This is a genomic window from Serratia sp. PGPR-27 (assembly GCF_022678525.1).
GTDB lineage: Bacteria > Pseudomonadota > Gammaproteobacteria > Enterobacterales > Enterobacteriaceae > Serratia > Serratia nematodiphila.
Genome location: NZ_JALBYS010000068.1, coordinates 1 through 13,569 on the forward strand (window position 1 = coordinate 1; position 13,569 = coordinate 13,569).

At 52.4% G+C, this 13,569-nt stretch carries 18 protein-coding genes and 1 pseudogene; 6 read left to right on the forward strand and 13 right to left on the reverse strand.

What is annotated here, in order from left to right:
* Positions 1–57: 57 nt before the first annotated feature.
* The gene (locus MMS95_RS23660; RefSeq protein ID WP_004940041.1) at positions 58–567 is read right to left on the reverse strand and encodes a VOC family protein; all 510 of its coding nucleotides are present in this window, start codon (positions 565–567) and stop codon (positions 58–60) included.
* A 166-nt stretch (positions 568–733) separates the two neighbouring features.
* On the opposite strand from MMS95_RS23660, the gene MMS95_RS23665 reads away from it, so the two are divergent.
* Together MMS95_RS23665 and MMS95_RS23670 are read left to right on the forward strand one after the other, a co-directional pair.
* Complete coding sequence (locus MMS95_RS23665; protein WP_015376922.1) at positions 734–1,213, forward strand: cold shock domain-containing protein; 480 nt, start codon at positions 734–736, stop codon at positions 1,211–1,213.
* Positions 1,214–1,294: 81 nt separating this feature from the next.
* Positions 1,295–1,456 carry a YnfU family zinc-binding protein gene (locus MMS95_RS23670; RefSeq protein WP_015376921.1) on the forward strand — a complete coding sequence of 54 codons (162 nt, stop codon included), beginning with the start codon at positions 1,295–1,297 and terminating at the stop codon, positions 1,454–1,456.
* Positions 1,457–1,462: 6 nt separating this feature from the next.
* On the opposite strand, the gene MMS95_RS23675 is transcribed toward MMS95_RS23670, so the two are convergent.
* The 6 genes from MMS95_RS23675 to MMS95_RS23700 form a co-directional block, all read right to left on the reverse strand.
* Complete coding sequence (locus tag MMS95_RS23675) at positions 1,463–2,911, reverse strand: GGDEF domain-containing protein (RefSeq protein WP_242142390.1); 1,449 nt, start codon at positions 2,909–2,911, stop codon at positions 1,463–1,465.
* Positions 2,912–3,540: 629 nt separating this feature from the next.
* A complete protein-coding gene (locus MMS95_RS23680; protein WP_004940045.1) occupies positions 3,541–4,092 on the reverse strand; it encodes a flavodoxin family protein in 552 nt (183 codons plus the stop codon).
* A gap of 324 nt (positions 4,093–4,416) precedes the next feature.
* The gene (locus MMS95_RS23685) at positions 4,417–5,949 is read right to left on the reverse strand and encodes a glycosyltransferase family 39 protein (protein ID WP_242142392.1); all 1,533 of its coding nucleotides are present in this window, start codon (positions 5,947–5,949) and stop codon (positions 4,417–4,419) included.
* Between the two features lie 125 nt (positions 5,950–6,074).
* Positions 6,075–6,218, reverse strand: coding sequence for a hypothetical protein (locus MMS95_RS23690; RefSeq protein ID WP_015376917.1), 144 nt, complete (start codon positions 6,216–6,218; stop codon positions 6,075–6,077).
* Positions 6,219–6,377: 159 nt separating this feature from the next.
* Positions 6,378–7,295 carry a LysR family transcriptional regulator gene (locus MMS95_RS23695; RefSeq protein ID WP_242142394.1) on the reverse strand — a complete coding sequence of 306 codons (918 nt, stop codon included), beginning with the start codon at positions 7,293–7,295 and terminating at the stop codon, positions 6,378–6,380.
* A gap of 177 nt (positions 7,296–7,472) precedes the next feature.
* On the reverse strand, positions 7,473–8,042 hold the full coding sequence (locus tag MMS95_RS23700; protein WP_033633947.1) for an NADPH-dependent FMN reductase: 570 nt from the start codon (positions 8,040–8,042) through the stop codon (positions 7,473–7,475).
* A gap of 420 nt (positions 8,043–8,462) precedes the next feature.
* Here MMS95_RS23700 and MMS95_RS23705 point away from each other — a divergent pair, with 420 nt between their 5' ends.
* From MMS95_RS23705 to MMS95_RS23720, 4 genes are all read left to right on the forward strand, one after another.
* Entirely contained in the window at positions 8,463–9,095 is a 633-nt protein-coding gene (locus MMS95_RS23705; RefSeq protein WP_033634142.1) for a hydrolase, read from the forward strand.
* A 187-nt stretch (positions 9,096–9,282) separates the two neighbouring features.
* On the forward strand, positions 9,283–9,813 hold the full coding sequence (locus tag MMS95_RS23710; RefSeq protein ID WP_064581119.1) for a nuclear transport factor 2 family protein: 531 nt from the start codon (positions 9,283–9,285) through the stop codon (positions 9,811–9,813).
* Between the two features lie 291 nt (positions 9,814–10,104).
* Complete coding sequence (locus MMS95_RS23715; RefSeq protein ID WP_134954104.1) at positions 10,105–10,515, forward strand: hypothetical protein; 411 nt, start codon at positions 10,105–10,107, stop codon at positions 10,513–10,515.
* Between the two features lie 145 nt (positions 10,516–10,660).
* Positions 10,661–11,023 (forward strand): AraC family transcriptional regulator, encoded by a 363-nt coding sequence (locus tag MMS95_RS23720; protein ID WP_197763889.1) that lies wholly within the window; start codon positions 10,661–10,663, stop codon positions 11,021–11,023.
* Positions 11,024–11,560: 537 nt separating this feature from the next.
* On the opposite strand, the pseudogene MMS95_RS23725 reads toward MMS95_RS23720, so the two are convergent.
* The 6 genes and pseudogenes from MMS95_RS23725 to MMS95_RS23750 form a co-directional block, all read right to left on the reverse strand.
* A pseudogene (locus MMS95_RS23725) lies at positions 11,561–11,665 on the reverse strand (restriction endonuclease subunit M); the annotation flags it as partial.
* A 99-nt stretch (positions 11,666–11,764) separates the two neighbouring features.
* Positions 11,765–12,094 (reverse strand): DUF5983 family protein, encoded by a 330-nt coding sequence (locus tag MMS95_RS23730; RefSeq protein WP_050597275.1) that lies wholly within the window; start codon positions 12,092–12,094, stop codon positions 11,765–11,767.
* The gene (locus MMS95_RS23735; RefSeq protein ID WP_242142396.1) at positions 12,091–12,459 is read right to left on the reverse strand and encodes a TA system toxin CbtA family protein; all 369 of its coding nucleotides are present in this window, start codon (positions 12,457–12,459) and stop codon (positions 12,091–12,093) included. Before MMS95_RS23735 ends, MMS95_RS23730 begins: the two co-directional genes overlap by 4 nt.
* 40 nt (positions 12,460–12,499) lie before the next feature.
* A complete protein-coding gene (locus tag MMS95_RS23740) occupies positions 12,500–12,856 on the reverse strand; it encodes a type IV toxin-antitoxin system YeeU family antitoxin (protein ID WP_032729492.1) in 357 nt (118 codons plus the stop codon).
* Positions 12,857–12,884: 28 nt separating this feature from the next.
* Positions 12,885–13,364 carry a DNA repair protein RadC gene (gene radC, locus MMS95_RS23745; protein WP_032730964.1) on the reverse strand — a complete coding sequence of 160 codons (480 nt, stop codon included), beginning with the start codon at positions 13,362–13,364 and terminating at the stop codon, positions 12,885–12,887.
* Between the two features lie 27 nt (positions 13,365–13,391).
* Positions 13,392–13,569 (reverse strand): antirestriction protein (locus tag MMS95_RS23750; RefSeq protein ID WP_242142397.1); only part of this gene is annotated, 178 nt, incomplete at its 5' end.

Below are 13,569 nucleotides of genomic sequence, written 5' to 3' on the forward strand. Positions count from 1 at the left end.
ACACAGAGGCCATCGTCGGCAGCGTCAGATGTGAATAAGAGACAGCACCTGATCAGCTTACAGGCCGGCGAAACGCCGCTTCTCGGCGGCGAAATCCAGCGGACGGATCCCCTGCTGGTTTTTATCCTCTTCGGTCAGCAGCGCCGGCGGAATAAACCAGGTCACCTCAAACAGCAGCCCGTCCGGATCGTGGCCATAAATGCTTTTGTGCACGCCGTGATCCTCTTCCAGCCCGAGAATGCCGCGTTCGGCCAGCTGGTGACGAATGCGCTCCAGCTCTTCCAGGCTGTCCACTTCCCAGGCCAGATGGTACAGCCCGGCCGGTGGCTCATGCTCTGCCGGCGGCTCGTTGTTGGCGCGAAACACCCCGGCGCGCTGCTGGCCCAGATTCTTGCTGAACAGCGCCAAATCGTGATCGTTGTCCGAATCGGCGGCCTGGGTAAATACCGCCCGATCGGGGCTGTCGGACGGCTTCAGCTTGAAGCCCAATACCTGATGATAAAAGTCGGCGCTCTGCCGCACGTCGCTGACATACAGCACGGCGTGATTGAGACGTTTGATGCCCATCGATATTCCTTTTTCGCATTGAATGAAGTCAGCATGAACATAGCATGTGGGGGGAAAGCCGCTAAATGCCGTTATCGCATGACTAAATGCCGCCCGCGCAATCTGTCGCTGCAAGGCATTCCGCGCTATCATAAGCGCTGTATTGATCCCTTTTGTGAGAATAACGATGAACGGCAAGATAACGACTTTTTTTGAAGACAAAGGCTTCGGCTTTATTACCGACGAGAACGGAGAAAATCGTTATTTTCACGTGATTAAAGTGCAGAATCCGGAGCTGATTAAGAAAAACGCGGCGGTGACCTTCGAACCGACCAACAACACCAAAGGCCCGTCGGCTTATGCGGTCAAAGTGTTGGCGCCCAGCAAATACATCATCATCGCCAATGAAAGAATCAAGATCGCCAGCATCAAGTCTTTCAATACCTTCACCAAGGAAGTGCCGGTCAAAGCCGATGTGGATAAAGAGAACACCGTGCTGTCGGTCGGCCTGCTGATGAACCGCATTCGCCCGCAGTCCGAAGACCAGGCGCAGGCCATGCAAACGCTGCGCATGCTGACCATCACCACCTTCCAGAACACCACCCATACCTTCTCCGAGCACGAGATCGACATGGATGAAACCATCAAGGCGTTGAAAAGCCTGTAAGCCTCTGCGTACAGAAAATAACCAAAGAAATTTGTCGTCGCCTGTGTTAGCGTGAGTTTTCACCTGACACAGGCTATTGATATGTCCGATTCCAGCAGCGTCAAAGGTTTTATCAACCGCTCCACCCAAATCGTCTGCCCTAAATGCGGCTATGTTACCCGGCAAAAATGCGCGGCAATGCTGCAAGACGTGATACTGATTTGCCCTAATTGCGAAACCCGCTTCGAGCCCAGGCAAGGCTGAAAGCGGTTAGCGAAACAGAATATGCTCGACGCTGTTGCCGTTCACCACGTTGAACGACTCCACCCGATTACGCCCCTGCGATTTGGCGCGATACAGCGCGATATCCGCCATATTCATCAGTTGCTCCAGCGATTTCACTTCGTTCATCGCCAGGCTGGCGACGCCGACGCTGATGGTGATTTTCAGCGTCTGTTTGCCTTCCGCCTGCAGTTCCGCCTGCTCCACCAACCGGCGCAGATGCTCCCCCAGCGCCACGCCCTGCGCCGCCAGCGCGCGCGGCAGCATGATGGCGAACTCTTCCCCGCCCAGGCGGCCGAACAGCTGATCGTGCCGCAGCTCGCGCCGCACGATATGCGCGAACGACGCCAACACCTGATCGCCAGCGCTGTGGCCGTGCGTATCGTTGATCTGCTTGAAATGATCGATGTCGATCAGCAGTAGCGACACCGCCTCTTTCGAGCGGTGCTTGTGCTCCAGCAGCTCGCCCGCTTTGCGCGTCATCGCGCTGCGCGCCAGCACCCCGGTCAGGAAATCGTGGTTGGCGCTGTGCTCCAGACGCCGCATCAGCTTGCGATTGGCGGCGATAGAGCTGGCGAGGATCAGCGGCCCCATCACCAGCATGGCGATGCCCAAGCGGGCAGACATCAGGGTGTCGAGGAAGGCGTTGTGATTGTTCGGCGTTTCATACAGCACCAGGTTGGCTGAAATGTTGCTGATCTCGGTCATGCCGGTCAACAACGTCAACAGCGTCACGGGGAACAACTGGTAGCGCACCGCGCACCACAGCAGCGCCGGGATCGGGAAGGCGATGGCGCCCGGCCCGCCGATATAGACGCTGAACGCCAGCGACAGCAGTAGCGCCAATAGCGGCAGGCAGCCTTTCAGGCGCCAACGCACCTGCATGCGAAACAGCTGTTTCAACCGCGGCGCCGCCATCAGCACCGGCAACAACAACAAGGTCGTCGAGAACTGCTCACTGAACCAGGCCAACCAGGCGACCACCACCGTATTGTTGTACAGGCTGTCGTTACGCAGCACCGACAGCGTCGACGCCACCGCCGATCCGGCCAGACTGGCGCTGAACATATAGAGTATCGCCTGGGGTTTGCCCATGCGCCGTTGAGATTGCGGCAGCATCAGCATGATGCCGTAACCGACGGCGATCAGCGACATGTTGCAGGCGTTCAGCCACAGCGCCAGGGACCAGCCCTCGCCGGTACCGAGATCGGCGGCGACCATGCCCAGATAAGTGGTGAGCCAGCCGAGCGGCGTAGCGTAAACGGGTTTACGCAGCAGCAGCCCGAGCAGAATCGCGTTGACCGGCCAAAATAAAGAAAGTGAACCTATCGGCCGGCTAAGAATACCCACCAGGGAGAGTAAAAAGGCCAGCATGAAAAGATTGATCAGCTGCACCGTTAGCGGCAGGCCATGCCTGGCGTTTATTCTGGCGCTCATCGCCTCGCCCATATTTTGCTAATAACCAGAATAATAATATGCATACTCTCTCGCCCGGCCAGTGAGGGATAGTCAATCCGAATTTCAACCAAAAAAGCCAGACAAATCAATAATAAAAAACATTAACATTTAATTAACAGAATTTTCTTAGCCTGATGCGGCCGCGCCGTAACTCCCCGCATAGCGTCAGCAAATAATGCCCGCTCTGCTGTCAGCATAGCGCATAGCGTAATAGGCCGCCGAGAGCGTTAATTACATTAATAAAGTTGTGGTTATTGGTCATTAAATGATGTTTGAATCACTGTGCGATTATTTTCCTGCAACTGGGCCGCCTGTGCAATAACAACCCAAAAAAAGCCCGCATGAAGCGGGCTTGCTTGAACAACAGCAAATCGACAGTTACGACACGGCCATGCATTGCATGACCGTGCTGACGCGCAGTATAGCGGTGAAAGCTTAAGCAGACCTTAGCAACAAAAAACCCGGCCTAGGAACCGGGAATATTTGTACGAAATGCAGTGTTAGCCCAAGCAGGCTAATAACATTTCGCAGATTACACGCCAATTGTGCAGAGAAAATGAACGCGGCATCCGTTCAACCGCACCGCCGTCCCATCTACACGATAGGTCTTACGCCAGTTTGGCGGCAAAGCCCGCTACGCGCTGACCATAGAGCTTGGCGGTCGCCAGATCGCCCGACAACATCTCATCCACGCCGGCATCCGCCGGGGTCTGCACCAGCAGACCCACCGAACCGCCCAGGTTATTGACGTCGGTGCGCTGCGCCGATTTGGTGTTGGCCGGCAGCAGCCCCAGGCTGACCCACAGGCCGCCATGTTGCGAAGCCAGCGTCTGCAGCGCGATCAGCGTCACCTGCTTGTCGCCGTTCAGGCTGGCGCTGTTGGTAAAACCGCCGAACACTTTATCCTGCCACTTGCGGCCGAACCAGGCTTTGGAGCTGGCGTCGGCGAATTTCTTGAACTGCCAGGATGGGCCGCCCATATAGGTCGGCGAACCAAAGATGATGGCATCCGCCTCATCCAGCGTCTGCCAGGCTTCGTCGCTGATATCGCCGTTCTGATCGATGGCGATCAGTTCCGCCCCGGCGCCTTCCGCCACCACTTTCGCCAAACGCTCGGTATGGCCGTAGCCGGAATGAAACACCACTACTGTCTTCGCCATAGAAATTCTCCACTCATTGCACAAAGGCGCCGACGGCGCCCCTCTCGCGTTCAATCTAATCAAGCGCACAGCGACTGAATACCGAATAAAACTGACGGTGTTATTCAAAAAAATCGCGTTACCCCGCCAGGCATGCTCAGATAAAAAAAATCCCGCACAAGGCGGGATAAACTTAACAGGGATGGGGTAATACACTACAGGGAATGGATAACACACAACATCATCGGGTAGAGCTACAGTACCAATCTCAATGTATAGAACTGTCATCCCCGCGTAAGTTTGCTCGGCCAGATGTAACGCCGAATGGGAAATATGACATTTTGCTCAACGCACCACGAACAGGCGCGACTCAAAGCCGCCGCTCTTGAAGGTGCCGGTATTGACCCACCCCGGCGGCGAACGGCCGAAGTCCTGATTGAAATCCCCGCCGCTGACCAGCCAGATCCGGCGATGGCCTTTCGATAAAACGCTGAGCTTATCGACGTAGGTCTGCGCCGCCCGATCGTGGAAAAAGGTACCGAAACCATAGGCATTGGGCTTACCCGAGATACCATTGGGCCTGGCCGGGGTATACAGCAAGGCGCGGTAGCCCTGCTTGTTGTAATACACATAGCTCAGGTAGTTGAACATGTTGCTGACCACCACCGCATCGTTAGGCTGATAGTGGCTGTTGATATAGTGCACCATCACCTTGAACTCATCTTTTTCGACCGGGTAGTCGTTACGTACGCCGTAGCCGAACAGCAGGCTGAAGAACAGTAGCAAAGAGATCCCGCGCACCCGGTTTTTCGTTCCGGCGATCAGCACGCCCAACACCAGCGGAATGCCGAGCGCGGCGGAATAAAGATAGCGATCGACAAACAGCGGCGAGCGCCAGGAAATGGCGAATATCAGCGTCACCGGGATCAGAATGCCGCAGAGCAGCAGCAGAGAGAATTTTCTCGGCATCTGGCGCCGCCACAGCAGCAGTGAACATAAAGCGACAAACATCGCCGGCAACAACCAGAGAATGATCGTGGGATAGTTGCTGCCATCATGGCCGGTGAGAAAACGCCAGAACATCGCCGGCAGATCGCTCCAGGAAACCTGAGGGATCCAACCGACGTCGCCGCCGACCCTCAGCTCGGCGATATGCGCCAGCAGATTGAACAACACCAGCAGCCAGGGAATGTAGGCCACCCCGATCGCCGCATTGGCCAGCCACCATGCCGGTCGCTTGATATAACACTCGCCTTCGCGGCGGCACGACAGCGCCAACACCACCAGCCAATGCGCGATCAGCGTGAAAATCGTGAAGTAATGGGTATAAAAGCTCAGCGTCATCAACAGCGCATACAACGCCAGATAACGGCGGTTATCCGGCGTTTTCAGCCACTTCGCCAACGCCATGGCGGCGGCGATCGCCAGCAGCCCCATCAGCGCATACATGCGCGCCTCCTGGCTGTAGCGCACCGCCATCGGCATGATCGCCATCAGCCAGCCCGCGATCAGCGCCGCCCGTTCATTGGCCAGCCAACGGATAAAGCGCATCGCCAGTGCCACCGTCACCACGCCGAACGCCAGGCTCAACGAGCGGGCCGCCAGAATGCCATCGCCAAACAGCACCATCCAGCCATGCAACAGCAGGTAATAAAGCGGCGGGTGAACATCGAAAGAAGCGTGATAGAGCAACGCGCCCACATCGTAACGGCTGGTCAGCACGCTGGAGGCTTCATCGCACCAAAAATACCTGTCGGTTAAGGATATAGACCGTACGAGCGCCGAAAACGCCACGATCACCAACGCATAATGTTTGTAATCGATGCCCTTTAAGCCGTTGTTGCTTAAAGAGACATTCGAAACCTGCTGCAGTGACATAACCGCATTCCGCCCAAGAGAACCACACAATGTGGAGACGCAGCGTCATCATTGCCGACGGCGGGTAAATGGCGGGTAAATCAGTGCGAAAAAGTCGGCGCAGTCCCTTTCAGGCCGCACGGCTCTCAGCGAATTTCAACGCTGATATCCGGGTAGGCCTTCTCGCCGTCACTGAGGTAATGCCCCAGCGCCCGATATGCCATCACGTACAGCACGGCGGCGGCGCACAGGCACAGCAAGGTCACGAGAAAGAATCTGGATTTGCGCACGATAGGCTCCATGGGGAAATTTTCGCCTATTGTAGCGCGACAAACTAAACGAAGGTTCAATTGGCGGCGGGTCGAGAGCCTCGCGCTCATTCAGAAAGACGGCAGCATAACGGCTAGAGTAATTCGACTTTCAAGCAAACGCCTTCTTTTCAAAGCGATTCATCTCTCATTGGTCAATATATCGCGATCCCAAAAAGGCTCATCACTGAAATTAGCAAGTAAAAAATCAATGAATGCGCGCATTTTCGCAGGCATGTTTTGTGATGAAGGAAAAACCGCATACATACCAATGGGAGGACGCATATGCTCACGTAATACAACTTCGAGCTCACCTTTTCTGATCGCCTCATGCGCGATGAAAGTGGGCAACATAGCGATCCCCAAACCCGCGACGGCGGCCTCACGAACAGCATCACCGTTGGAAAAACAGAGCCGCGATTTCACCATTGGCGTATGACCGCCAGCAAAGCGCCAATAATAACTTTCTTCAACGTTGTTATAGCGAATGCCCGGCAATGCCGCCAAGTCTTCCACTCTATTTGGACGACCGTACCGATCTAGCAAAGACGGGCTCGCGCAACAGACATGGCGAATGGTTGTGATCCGCCTGGCTACCAAGGAAGAGTCGCGCAATTTAGAAATCCTGATGGCGAGATCAAATCCATCACGAATGATGTCAACCATCTTGTCGTCGGCATCAAACTCCAGTGCCAGATTCGGATTCGCCTCGATAAATTGACCAACCACCCGGCTAAGGCAATGTACGGTCAGCGAAACGGGAGCGGCGATTCGCAACCGCCCTTGTAAATCGTTATGTCGCCCTCCAACGGCATTTTCAGCCTCATTCAACTCAGTCAGTATGCGTTTGGCTTGCTCATAAAACTTCAGCCCTGTGTCCGTCAGATGGATCTGTCGGGTGCTCCGGTTCAGCAACGGGGCACCAAGCCGAATTTCCAAATCTCGTATGCGGCGACTGATCGCAGATTTAGCCAAGGCCAGGCGCTTTGAAGCCGCCGCAAAACCGCCCGCCTCAACAACAGCAATATAAGTTTTCAGTTCCTCAAAGCGATCGGCCATGCTTCCGCAACCTTTTCAATTCCAAATATGTCAATCACAATGATACGGCATCACTTAGCGACCGCTATTCCTCTCGAGCAACGGCATCGAGACGCACGCTTTCCGCCCCCACGTCAGACGATGCCGAAAAATGTATTATGCGCAGGCGCTGCTGGATCCAGGGTAGCGCGATGCTCTCTAACGGATGGAAGGCTCGTTCGAACGAATAAACTCCACGAACCCACTCAAGAATCCCTCCAAGCGAAGACGCGTCGACTCGTCGGTCAGATTGCCATCGACGTCGAATTGTTGGTTGGCGTGGGAAACGAGAAGCCGTCCGCCAAACCAAGGTCGGGTTCCAAGTGCTCGCAACACGGGTAGCCAAGCTTCCTGAGATAGGATTGTGCCAAATCCCCCCGGCGATGCACCAATCAAGGCGAAAGGTTTTCCGCCGAAAACGCGTCGTATATCGCTGTCTGGACGCGAAACCCAATCAATGGCGTTTTTGAATACCCCTGGAATACCATTATTGTACTCAGGGGTGGCAAGGAGCACGCCATCGGCTACCGCGATCGCCTCCTTCAATTCGACAACAGAAGCGGGAATGCCAGATTTAACTTCAACATCGGCATCATAAAGCGGTATCCCATTGATTCGACGAACATCCAGAGTCACGCTCTCGGGTGCCAATTGCACTGCAGCCTGAAGAAGTGAATGGTTAAAGGAAGCGCTGCGAAGACTTCCTGAAATTCCAATGATATGGGTCATGATCTACTCGCTCTTTGCAATGGAATGACTGTCGTTACTGCAGATGACAATGTTCGTTTGTGCTGACGGTTCTTTCTCCCCACAAAGGACAAACATTACCTCCTCTACAAAAATTAGAAAGCCTCAATAAAAGAACACTGTGTTCTCTTATTTAAGTACAGCGATAGGACTGGGTGAATGACGAGGACTTAAACCCACCCAACTAAAGTTACGATCTACTCTCACAGCCCAAAAATGAGAACAATATGTTCTCCGGAATTGGGATTGTCGGGCCCGCTGTATCGACTTAGCATGATATCTCACAATTACATGACCCCAATTAAGATTGCTTTCATTGAAGGCGATGTTGAGATCCCTTCTTTGGCCTATCGCGATTGCGATGAGTCTAACCTAATCTGTAACGTGAAAGAGAGTTATCTAATGACCAGTGAATCTATCCGTGATCCTAAGGCTGACCACCTCCTGACCCCTGAGAACTGCGTGTTCATCGTGATCGACTATCAACCCATTCAGGTGAGTTCGATCCGTTCGATGGACCAAAAGGAATTGGTTTTCAACATCACCCATAGCATTAAAGCTGTGAAGAATTATAACGTACCTATTATTCATTCGGCGGTAAATATTGCGACGGGCTTAAACAAACCGCCAATTAAAGAGATCATGGCGCTACTCCCTAATGACCCCGTTATTGATCGTACGACGGTTAATGCCTGGGAAGACGTCGAATTCAAGCAGGCAGTGCAGGCAACTGGACGGCGGAAGTTGATCATGACGGCACTCTGGACCGAAGTCTGCCTGGCCTTCCCCGCTCTGGATGCACTCAGGGAAGGGTACGAGGTCTATGTCGTCGCCGACGCCATCGGCGGAACTTCAGTAGCGGCTCATGAGTTGGCTCTACGCCGCGTCGAACAAGCGGGTGGCAAACTGATTTCCAAGACACAGCTCTGGTGCGAGCTGCAGCGAGACTGGGCTCGCCAAGAGACCGTTCCTGGTTTCATGGACGTATTCGAGAACTGGGACGGCTTTAATCCAGAGAAAGATTTCAAAGGCTAAAATGCGGTTGGCAAATTGCTGGTTGAAGAATCCTCTGGCCGTCGTGTCAACACTGTCTGGCCAGCCAACCATACTCGGCGATTCAGCGCACCATATTGGAAAAGACAAGAGAACTGTCTTAGCAAAAGATTGATTATTGAAGGGAACGGCACACTTCAGCGTGCCGTTCCCGGAATAAGGGGAGACCATGTCAAACGTCTACAAGAAAACCGCTAACATAAAAGAAGCGCAGGCTGGTAGCCTCGCGAAGCCGGCCACGTTCAGCAGCCCTTTGGCTCTCCTGCTGGACCTTCTGAAAAAACCCGCGGATCTCGAGCATGTCCGCCAATTTACGGCGGACAATTTCATCTATGTTTCACTCAATTATGAACATCCGGAACTAAAAGCCATCATGCCTTGGGCAGGGACGACAGCAGGAACCGAAGGCTTGGTCCAGACCTTCAAGGATGTGAACGCCTACTGGTCTACACTGGCATTCGAATTACAGGACACTTTTGAGAATGCCGACGGTGCTGCCGTCTTCGGTTATTTTACTTATCGCTCTACTGTTTTGGGTAAGACGGTCACCTCCCCCCTCTCGATTTTGGCTCGCGCCAAGGACGGTAAGTTAACTTTCGTACAGTTCATGGAAGATACCTTCGCCACAGTACGAAGTTTTCGCGAGAGTGGAACCTACCATATCAAAGCCGATCCCAGTGGTTCGACAGTGGAAATTTGATACAGGGAGAGCGATATAACGATTGAGGATATAACCTGATTAAAAACTATATCCTCAGTCACATCATTGCATCATCAAAAACAACCAGCGAACACAGGACGTTTTTCAATCGGATTGTTTTTGTCATAAATAATTAGCCATACTTCCAGACTCATATAATACATTTAAAACACTAGCAACAAAAGAAAATATATTTATTACACTGCCCAGCCAGAGTTTTAAAAAGCAGTGAGTGGTAAATAGGAATGCCGTCAACAGTTGATGATCGATAATTAACAAACTTGAGGTATCATGACAATGCAGAAAAAAGACTTATCTTCCTGGTTCGCCAAAGGGGGGGCTATTGCTTATTTCATCTGGGCTCTTCTACATTTTCAAGCTGCCTGGGGAGTTTATAAATTAGGCGATAGCATGCCACCAGGAATGGCAAGTGGGCGAGTAGAACAAGATGCATGGAATTTATTTTGCTTTGCACTTTGCGCTGCCTTGACGTCTATTTTCTTGAATTGGCGCAATGACATCAGAGGATGGTGGATAAATTTAGCCGTTGTCAGCGCCACTGATATTGGCTTTATTATTTACATTCTAATCCCTGGTTACACGCCTATTTGGCCAGGGATTTTAGGGCCTCTTTTTTGGGCGGTTGGATTTATTTTTTCAACCTGCGCACTTGTTTTATCACATAAAGAAACAATGCGCTAAGCATGATAACATCACAAAGGGCAGCATATGCTAAGCCCTTTAATCCAACTTCCTTAAAGAACAAACTCAATTGCAATAATTAGATTTAAAATAGATCAATTAAAAAAACACGCATAATCAATTGAAAATATGACTCAGGCATATCATGAAAGAAAACACTTGCTTTCAAAAAAAAATCACCACAGAGATCATGAGTTGGATAGAAAACAACCTTGAACATCGCATCAGTCTTGCAGACATTTCCAAGGTATCAGGCTATTCAAACTGGCACTTTCAAAGGTTATTTAAGAAACATACGGGAAAAAACCTTGGTGACTATATTCTTGAAAGAAAATTAAAAAAATCTTATAACTTGCTTTCTACAACAAAATTATCCGTATTTGCTGTTTCTTGTGCTGTAGGATTCAAGACTCAACAATCCTTTATTAGGAGCTTCAAAAAATGCTATGGCATCTCTCCCGGAAAAATAAAAATGAAGCACAATGACAAAAATAATATAACAAGTTAATCATCATGGAAAAATTCTTCCCATTCATATCGTGTACCGAGTTAATCCTTCTCTCGTCTAAACGATCGGGTGTCTAAGTAGAGTCAGGTCGAAAAATCACGAAGTAAAATACTGACATTATTCTTGTCATACTTGAGATAAGAGTCAGGCCTCTCTACGCGTCGCTTATTTAGGACATCTGTACGTCATATACCTGATAACAATATCCCAATACAATAAAATAAGAAGTGCTATCAATAAATGCGAGCAGACATAGGAATAATCGAGAACTTGCAGAAATACGGGGGATTTATGGACCCTATAGGATTCGAATACAGACCACATTTCCATTGTTATTACACCATTTTTCTCTATTCGAAAAACACCGGGGCCCCCGATTAGGCCCCCAAACGCATTTCGCTGAAAACATCAGTGATTTCGAGCCCGTTGATTGTAACGATGAACTACAACGCAGCCAACATCCCCGGATTTTACTTGGCAAAGATGCCACTCATCTTTCCTATAAGTCTCAAGTGATTGGATGTCAGAGGTGCAGTTCTCAATCTGCGCCAGCGAGGCGTTGCGCCCGGTGACGATACGTTCAATGCTGGTCGAGCAAATCACCTCTGTGTGGTCGGTTAATACTTCTGGTTCAGTCTGCATATTTCCTACCCCATAATGAAAACACCCGCCGGTTTAAGGGCGGGTGTTATGTTGTGGTACCTGTCATTGTGCTCGGGTCAGAGGGCATGCCGGGGACGTTCACCAGTCAAAGGTCTCAATCCCCGGCAGAATATCGCCTGCAGCGTCGAGGTTAAGGAGAGCGATGGGGTGATGGTTCATCAGCGTGACAACCAACCGGCGGCAGGCTTTTGACACCCCTAACCGTTTAAGATGAAGTACCGGATGTCGCCAGGCATGGAGCCTAATCAAATACCCCGTTCCGGTAAAATGGAGCCACTCACCATGGCCATACTCCTCCTGCTGATGTGAAGCGTGATACAGCAGAGAGTTATCTCCGTCGGTGATGTGGGCGGTACTGCACTGGATACCCGTGAGCAGTGCGCCGGTGGGGAGTGTGTCACTGCTCATGGTTGCTTGCTTCCCTGAATGGCACGTGTGACCTCCCGGTAGCCGGCTCGCGTCATCAGGCCACAGGCCCGGCGGGCGCGCAGGATGTCGATGACGGTCACAAGGGGCGATTGCGCCTGTCCGGTGAAGCCCCGGCGGTCAATGCGCACCAGCTCAAACTTTTCCACCATGGCATTCAGCACATCCGCGAGGGACATACCGTTATCGATGTGTGCCTGTATCGCGGCATCGTCGCTGAACGCGGTATCGTTGAGCGTCAGGCCGTAGTGCTGCGCCAGCAGGTAGGTGAGCAAGGATTGCCAGACAGTTATGGGAGACGGGCATGTTTGGGCCGCCCTTGACGGTGGTGCGGGTACTGTTCGCATAAGGCGTATCTCTTTGTTGGATAATAAGAACGGTGTGAGACTAAAAATGCGGGGCGTTATACCTGGGCGTTTCAGATGTCGGATAAATCGAAATGTAGACGTAGCCGTATGAGCCGAGGCTGTCTGCTTCGCAGGTCAGGCCATGGCAATACAGTGTGACACAGTGCTGATGACGCGGATTGAGCTCACCGGAAAGCAGCATCAATTCCAAATGCTTGATGAACTGCGGAAAAGCATTCTCCAAATCATGGCGCTGTGCGTCGCTGAAAATTCCGCTGATGTCTGCCCGGTCGGCCAGAAAATGCAGTCGTTCCCTCTCCTGTACCAGACGGGCGCCAAACTGCGGCGTGACGTTGCGTTTCAGCCCCCAGGCGGGAACATTATGGGGTGATGGCATGTAGTGCCTCCTGATTGCGTCGGATAAATCATAAGAGCCCGTGTTCGGCGAATGAGTACACGGTCATGCCGCCGACAATGCAGTGGTCCAGCACCCGGACGTCAATCAGCGCCAGTGCGTCCTGTATCCGCTGGGTAATGAGTCGATCGGCCTCGCTGGGGGCGGCATGCCCGGAGGGATGGCAGTGCGCCACGATGACCGCGGCAGCGTTATGCTTCAGTGCGCCCTTCACGATTTCACGCGGATGCACCTGCGTGCTGGCGATGCTGCCGCTAAACAGGGACTCATGCGCCAGCAAGCGATGCTGGTTGTCGAGATAGAGCACCATAAAGACTTCTCGCTCCAGCCGGGCCATTTGCAGGCGCAGCCAGTCGCGCACCATGAACGGGGCGGTGAAGGCTTCACCCGGTTTGCGTAAATGCTGCTCCAGCAATGCCAGCGCTCGTTGAATGGTGCGTTGAGAGGGTAAGGGCAGACCGGCGGTTGCCGGGGATAAGGTGATATTCATCATGATGGGGTGCCGTTGTCTGAAGGGTTAGTCGATGATGCGCATAATGGCGTTGCTTTCGGGATGGCTGAGGGCGTAATCCCGCAGGCGATAGTAGTGTTCGGTCATGGCGTCGCATTCGGTGCGGCAGGCGTGGTGGCTGTAAGTGCGGTCTCTTATACACATCTGACGCTGCCGACGATGGCCTCTGTGTGTAGATCTCGGT

Bases quoted from the DNA above. Each gene is read 5' to 3' on its own strand.
- MMS95_RS23700 (WP_033633947.1), bottom strand. From the start codon at position 8,042: ATGACCCATATCATTGGAATTTCAGGAAGTCTTCGCAGCGCTTCCTTT.
- MMS95_RS23730 (WP_050597275.1), bottom strand. From the start codon at position 12,094: ATGAGCAGTGACACACTCCCCACCGGCGCACTGCTCACGGGTATCCAG.
- MMS95_RS23705 (WP_033634142.1), top strand. From the start codon at position 8,463: ATGACCAGTGAATCTATCCGTGATCCTAAGGCTGACCACCTCCTGACC.
- MMS95_RS23735 (WP_242142396.1), bottom strand. From the start codon at position 12,459: ATGCGAACAGTACCCGCACCACCGTCAAGGGCGGCCCAAACATGCCCG.
- MMS95_RS23720 (WP_197763889.1), top strand. From the start codon at position 10,661: ATGAAAGAAAACACTTGCTTTCAAAAAAAAATCACCACAGAGATCATG.
- MMS95_RS23680 (WP_004940045.1), bottom strand. From the start codon at position 4,092: ATGGCGAAGACAGTAGTGGTGTTTCATTCCGGCTACGGCCATACCGAG.
- MMS95_RS23695 (WP_242142394.1), bottom strand. From the start codon at position 7,295: ATGGCCGATCGCTTTGAGGAACTGAAAACTTATATTGCTGTTGTTGAG.
- MMS95_RS23670 (WP_015376921.1), top strand. From the start codon at position 1,295: ATGTCCGATTCCAGCAGCGTCAAAGGTTTTATCAACCGCTCCACCCAA.
- MMS95_RS23715 (WP_134954104.1), top strand. From the start codon at position 10,105: ATGACAATGCAGAAAAAAGACTTATCTTCCTGGTTCGCCAAAGGGGGG.
- MMS95_RS23660 (WP_004940041.1), bottom strand. From the start codon at position 567: ATGGGCATCAAACGTCTCAATCACGCCGTGCTGTATGTCAGCGACGTG.
- MMS95_RS23740 (WP_032729492.1), bottom strand. From the start codon at position 12,856: ATGCCATCACCCCATAATGTTCCCGCCTGGGGGCTGAAACGCAACGTC.
- MMS95_RS23675 (WP_242142390.1), bottom strand. From the start codon at position 2,911: ATGAGCGCCAGAATAAACGCCAGGCATGGCCTGCCGCTAACGGTGCAG.
- MMS95_RS23710 (WP_064581119.1), top strand. From the start codon at position 9,283: ATGTCAAACGTCTACAAGAAAACCGCTAACATAAAAGAAGCGCAGGCT.
- MMS95_RS23665 (WP_015376922.1), top strand. From the start codon at position 734: ATGAACGGCAAGATAACGACTTTTTTTGAAGACAAAGGCTTCGGCTTT.
- radC (WP_032730964.1), bottom strand. From the start codon at position 13,364: ATGAATATCACCTTATCCCCGGCAACCGCCGGTCTGCCCTTACCCTCT.
- MMS95_RS23685 (WP_242142392.1), bottom strand. From the start codon at position 5,949: ATGTCACTGCAGCAGGTTTCGAATGTCTCTTTAAGCAACAACGGCTTA.